A 5,735-nucleotide genomic window follows, 5' to 3' on the forward strand; every position below is an offset into this window, starting at 1 on the left:
TCGACCGCGCCCGGGTGGCCGTCCTCCGACTCCGACCGTCCTCCGACTCCGACCGGGCCCGGCGCGGGTTAGGGTTACCGGCGTGAGCGACCGGCCAGCGACCCCTCCCCGGCACCGGCACCGGGTCGAGCGCCCCCGACACGGGTCCCGCCTCGTTCCGTCCGGCGGCGCCGGCCGGATCACGGTGGTCGGACTGATCCTGGGCGCGGTCGCGACGATGATCGGGGTGGCGCTGCTCTGGCCGACCTTCCAGGACCCCGAGCTGGACCCGTACTTCGCCCAGTCGTCCGGGTCCTCGGTGGTGACCGAGCGGGGCGAGGTCGTGTCCACCGAGGTGGCACCCTGCGGCTCCCCGGACAACGGTCGGGTGCTGCCCGGTCCACCGCTCGAGCCCCGGTTCCCCGGCCCGGAGTGTCCGCGCTCGATCGTCCGACTCGACACCGGCCCGGACGCCGGCCGACAGGTCCTGCTGGAGATACCACCCGGGCCCGGATCCCCGGACCTCGGTGAGGGCGACCAGATCCAGCTGGGCCGCTCCCCCCAGGGGGCCACCGACACCTATGCCTTCGAGGACTTCACCCGCACCGTGCCCATGGCGTTGTGGCTCCTCGTGGGCGCCGTGGTGATGGTCGCCGTCGGGCGGTGGAAGGGACTGCGGGCCCTGATCGGGATCGCGGTGGCGCTCGTCGTCGTCGTGGGGTTCGTCCTCCCCTCCATCCTCGACGGCAACCCGGCCATCCTGGTGGCCGTGGTCGGCGGCTCCGCCGTGCTCTACCTGGTGATCTACGTGGTCCACGGGATCAACCTCAAGACGCACGCCGCGCTGCTCGGCACCCTGTCGGCGATGCTGGCGGCGGCGTTACTGAGCTGGGTGGTCATCGAGACCACCAGGATCACCGGGCTGAGCGGCGACTCCACGACCCAGGTCCAGGTGTTCGTGCAGCACGTCTCGCTGACGGGACTGCTGCTCGCCGGCTTCATCATCGGCGCCCTGGGCGTGCTCAACGACGTCACCGTGAGCCAGTCCGCGACCGTGTTCGAGATGCGCCACCTCGACCCGCACGCCGGACCCGTCCAGGTGTTCCGGTCGGCGATGGGGGTCGGACGCGACCACGTCGCCTCGATGGTCTACACCCTGGTGTTGGCGTACACCGGGTCGGCGCTGCCGCTGCTGCTGCTGTTCTCGCTGGGGACCCGCTCGCCGCTGTCGATCCTCACCTCCGACGTCGTGGCCGTGGAGCTGATGCGGTCGCTCGTCGGCGCGATCGCCCTCGCCCTGTGCGTCCCGCTCACCACCGCGGCAGCGGTGTGGCTCTCCCGCGACGTGACCCCGGAGGAACTGGACCGGGCGACCGTGGGCGCGCGGCACTGAGCGCCCGGACTACTGGCGGTACGAGGCCAGGAAGTTGCCGATCCGCTCGATCGCCACGGCCAGGTCGCGGCCGGCGGGCAGCGTGACCACGCGGAAGTGATCCGGGTCGGGCCAGTTGAACCCGGTGCCCTGGGTGACCAGGATGCGTTCGCGCTCGAGCAGGTCCAGCGCGAACAGGCGGTCGTCGTGGATCTCGTGGACCTCCGGGTCGAGCCTGGGGAACACGTAGAGGGCGCCCATCGGCTTGACGCAGCTCACCCCGGGGATCGAGTTGAGCTTCTCCCACGCGATGCCGCGCTGCTCGTGGAGCCTGCCCCCGGGCTCGATCAGCTCGTTGATCGACTGGTACCCGCCGAGTGCCACCTGGATGGCGTGCTGCGCGGGCACGTTGGGGCACAACCTCGTCGAGGCCAACAGCTCCAGACCCTCGAGGAACCCGGCCGCGTGCGCCTTGGGGCCGGTGATCGCCATCCAGCCCGCCCGGTAGCCCGCCACGCGGTACGTCTTGGACAGGCCGTTGAAGGTCAGGACCAGAAGATCGTGCGCGAGCGAGGCGATGGAGGTGTGCTGCGCCTCGTCGTAGACGATCCGGTCGTAGATCTCGTCCGCCAGGATGAGCAGACTGTGCTCGCGGGCCAGGTCCACGATCCCCTGCAGGACCTCCCGGGAGTAGACCGCCCCGGTGGGGTTGTTGGGGTTGATCACGACGATGGCCTTGGTCTTGGGCGTGATCTTCGAGGCGATGTCCTCGAGCGACGGGTTCCAGTCGTCCTGCTCGTCGGCGAGGTAGTGGACGGGCCTGCCCCCGGCGAGTGAGGTCATGGCGGTCCACAGCGGGTAGTCCGGGGCGGGGATGAGGACCTCGTCGCCGTCGTCCAGCAGCGCCTGCATCGTCATGGTGATCAGCTCGGACACGCCGTTGCCGAGGTAGATGTCCTCCACGTCCAGCTGCGGGAAGTCGGGGACCAGCTCGTACCGCGTGAAGATCGCTCGACGGGCCGACAGGATGCCCTTGGACTCCGAGTAGCCCTGCGCGTGGGGCAGTGCAGCGATCATGTCGCGCATGATCACGTCCGGCGCCTCGAACCCGAAGGGGGCGGGGTTGCCGATGTTCAGCTTGAGAATCCGGTGACCCTCCGCCTCGAGCTGGTTCGCCCGCGCCAGCACCGGGCCGCGGATCTCGTAGAGGACGTCCTTGAGCTTGGACGACTGGTCGAGCGTGCGCGGCTGGTGGAGCGTGCGTCCCGTGTTCTCCGGCGTCATGACTGCTGATTGTGCCACCTCGGTCGGACGAGGTTCCGGCCGCGCCGAACCGCGGTGTCAGATCCCGTGGCCTCAGATCCCGTACCGCAGGTCGATGATGGCCGGGATCTCCGAGAGGGGCAGGAGATCGTCGGGATGCTCCACCGAGAGGAAGTCCACGCAGCCTCGCTCGTGGGAGGCCAGGGCGTACGGCTGGGAGTCGATCGACAGGCCGGTGAGCTGACGGAGCCTGCGGACCTCGCCCCTGACGGTCGCCGTGGCGTCCCTGTCCCCGTAGAGCGCCTCGGACAGGGAGCGCGCGGTCCACGCCTCCCGGGACGCCAGGAGCGCGAGCAGTTCCGCCCTTCGCGGGGTGAGGTCGACCGTCGACCCGTCGGCCCGGATCACCGACGGCCTCCACCCGAGCAGACGGATCTCCGTCACCGGGTTGTCGCCCCGATCCGTGCTCTCGTCGGGGCCGGGTCCGGGGCGCGAGCCCGCGTCCGGCGGGCGGGGGTCGTCCGGGGACGGCCCACCCACTCCGTTCGCGAGCAGCGTCTCGGCCAACCGGGTACCGCAACGGACCAGCGCGGCCGTCTCGGAGCTCGAGAAGCGGACCGGATGGGAGACGTCGAGGACCCCGAGGATCCTGCCGCGGGCGTCCCGGACGGGACTAGCCGTGCAGGTCCAGCCGTGATGGGCCCGGACGTAGTGCTCGCCCGCGGTGGCGTGGGTCAACGTCCCGGTCTCCAACGCGAGGGAGATGCCGTTCGTGCCGATCCCCCGTTCGGACCAGTCCGCGCCCTCGGCGAACGCGATCGAGTCGGCGCGGCGGAGTACGTGGGGACTTCCCGACCGCCAGAGCAGGCACCCCCGCGAATCGGTGAGGACCACCAGGTGCCGGCCCGCGGCGGAGGTGTCGGACACCGAGGCCACCACGTCCGCCGCGATGTGGCGCAGGGGTGTGCGCTGCCGCGCGTCGGCGACCTGTTCGCGGGTGAGCACGCGGGCCGGCATTTCCTGGTCCGGCGAGATCCCGGCCGCTCCGCTGCGCCTCCACGCCTGTAGGACCCGCGAGTCGAGGTCTGAGGTCGCGCCACCGGAGAGCGCGATCCCGTGGGCCCTGATGGAGCGCTCGGCGAAGGCCCGGGGGTCGGAGAACCGCAGGGCCGGGTGCAACGACATTGCCACCCCTGGGGAAGAAAGTGTGATCTACGTCATTGCCGAAGCTACACGACACGAAGGAGCGGACATGACCCAGACGACAGACGCACCGGCCGACCGGGGTGGGGCGGGCGGCGCCGGTTCAGGCGCGGACGCCACGGTCGAGAGGTGGCTCGGGGAGTTCGACGAGGCCCTCCGGGCGGGGGACGCGGAGCGGGCCGCGCAGCTGTTCGACCCCGAGGGCTACTGGCGCGACTTCGTCGCCTTCACATGGAACCTCAAGACCCTCGAAGGGCGGGAGGAGATCCGCGGGATGCTCGAATCCCAGCTGGCCGCGGTCTCGCCCTCCGCCTGGAGGCTCGACGACCCCGCGAGCGCGTCGGGTGACGTGACCGAGGCGTGGGTGACCTTCGAGACCGCGGTCGGCCGCGGATGGGCCCACCTCCGCTTGCGCGACGGCAAGGCCTGGACCCTCCTGACCACGATGCAGGAACTCAAGGGCCACGAGGAGAAGAGGCGCCGGACCCGGGACCAGGGCGTCGAACACGTCATCCGCAAGGGGCGCACGACGTGGCTCGAGAAGAAGCAGGAGCGCCAGGAGACCCTCGGATACACCGAGCAGCCGTACACGGTGATCATCGGCGGAGGCCAGGGCGGGATCGGGCTCGCGGCCCGACTCAAGCGGCTGGGCGTGCCGACCATCGTGATCGAGAAGAACGAGCGGGCCGGCGACTCGTGGCGCAAGCGCTACAAGTCACTCCACCTCCACGACCCGGTCTGGTACGACCATCTCCCGTACATCCCCTTCCCCGACGACTGGCCGGTCTTCCCGTCCAAGGACAAGGTCGGGGACTGGCTCGAGCACTACACCGCGATCATGGAGCTCGACTACTGGTCCGGTACGCAGTGTCTGACCGCCGACTTCGACGAGGAGTCCGGGACGTGGCGGGTCGAGGTGGACCGGCGAGGCGAGAAGGTGGAGCTCCGCCCCACCCAGCTGGTGTTCGCGCTCGGGGTCTCCGGCTACCCGAACATCCCGCACGTCGAGGGCGCGGACTCGTTCACCGGCGAGCAGTGGCACTCCTCGGAGTTCACCGGTGAGGGGGACGTGGAGGGCAAGCGGGCCGTGGTGATCGGCTCGAACAACTCGGCCCATGACATCTGCGCCGCGCTCTGGGACCACGGAGCGGACGTCACCATGGTCCAGCGCTCCTCCACCCACATCGCGCGGAGCGAGTCGCTCATGTCGCTGGCGCTCGGACCCCTGTACTCCGAGGACGCACTGGAGGCGGGGGTGACGACCGAGAAGGCCGACATGCTCTTCGCCTCCTGGCCCTACCGCCTGCTCCCCGAGGTGCAGATCCCCGTCTACGAGCAGATGGCGGAGAAGGACTCGGAGTTCTACGGCCGGCTCGACGAGGCCGGATTCGAGCTGGACTTCGGGGAGGACGGGTCCGGCCTCTTCCTCAAGTACCTCCGGCGCGGTTCGGGGTACTACATCGACGTCGGTGCCAGCCAACTGGTGATCGACGGTGAGGTCGCGCTGGCGCGCGGGCAGGTGACGCGGATCCGGGCCGACGGGGTGGAGCTGGACGACGGGAGGATCCTGCCCGCCGACCTCATCGTCTACGCCACCGGGTACGGCTCGATGAACCAGTGGTTGACCGATCTCGTGTCGCAGGACGTCGCCGACCGGGTGGGCAAGGTCTGGGGATACGGTTCCGACACCACCCGGGACCCCGGGCCCTGGGAAGGGGAACTGCGCAACATGTGGAAGCCGACGAACGTCGAGCAGCTCTGGATCCACGGAGGCAACCTGCACCAGTCCCGCCACTACTCCAAGTACCTGGCCCTGCAGCTCAAGGCGAGGATGGAGGGCGTGCCCACCCCCGTGTACCAGGTCCAGCAGGCGCACCACCCCTGCTGACGGCGGGAGCCGTCAATGCACCTGCGGCCC

General features: G+C 70.2%; 4 protein-coding genes. 2 read left to right on the forward strand and 2 right to left on the reverse strand.

The genetic code is table 11. The features are described from left to right. Positions 1-82 precede the first annotated feature (82 nt). Positions 83-1,372 (forward strand): YibE/F family protein, encoded by a 1,290-nt coding sequence (locus G6018_RS17635; RefSeq protein WP_179523540.1) that lies wholly within the window; start codon positions 83-85, stop codon positions 1,370-1,372. 9 nt (positions 1,373-1,381) lie between these two features. On the opposite strand, the gene G6018_RS05790 is transcribed toward G6018_RS17635, so the two are convergent. Together G6018_RS05790 and G6018_RS05795 are read right to left on the reverse strand one after the other, a co-directional pair. Beyond that, positions 1,382-2,635, reverse strand: a complete 1,254-nt coding sequence (locus G6018_RS05790) for a pyridoxal phosphate-dependent aminotransferase (RefSeq protein ID WP_179523539.1) — start codon at positions 2,633-2,635, stop codon at positions 1,382-1,384. 72 nt (positions 2,636-2,707) lie between these two features. Continuing rightward, entirely contained in the window at positions 2,708-3,799 is a 1,092-nt protein-coding gene (locus G6018_RS05795) for a helix-turn-helix domain-containing protein (protein ID WP_182639117.1), read from the reverse strand. A 67-nt stretch (positions 3,800-3,866) separates the two neighbouring features. Between G6018_RS05795 and G6018_RS05800 the strand changes: the two genes are divergently transcribed. Beyond that, on the forward strand, positions 3,867-5,705 hold the full coding sequence (locus G6018_RS05800; RefSeq protein ID WP_182639119.1) for an NAD(P)/FAD-dependent oxidoreductase: 1,839 nt from the start codon (positions 3,867-3,869) through the stop codon (positions 5,703-5,705). Positions 5,706-5,735 lie beyond the last annotated feature (30 nt).

Origin of the sequence: Dietzia sp. DQ11-44 (assembly GCF_014145205.1) — a bacterium.
In the GTDB taxonomy this organism is placed as follows: domain Bacteria; phylum Actinomycetota; class Actinomycetes; order Mycobacteriales; family Mycobacteriaceae; genus Dietzia; species Dietzia natronolimnaea.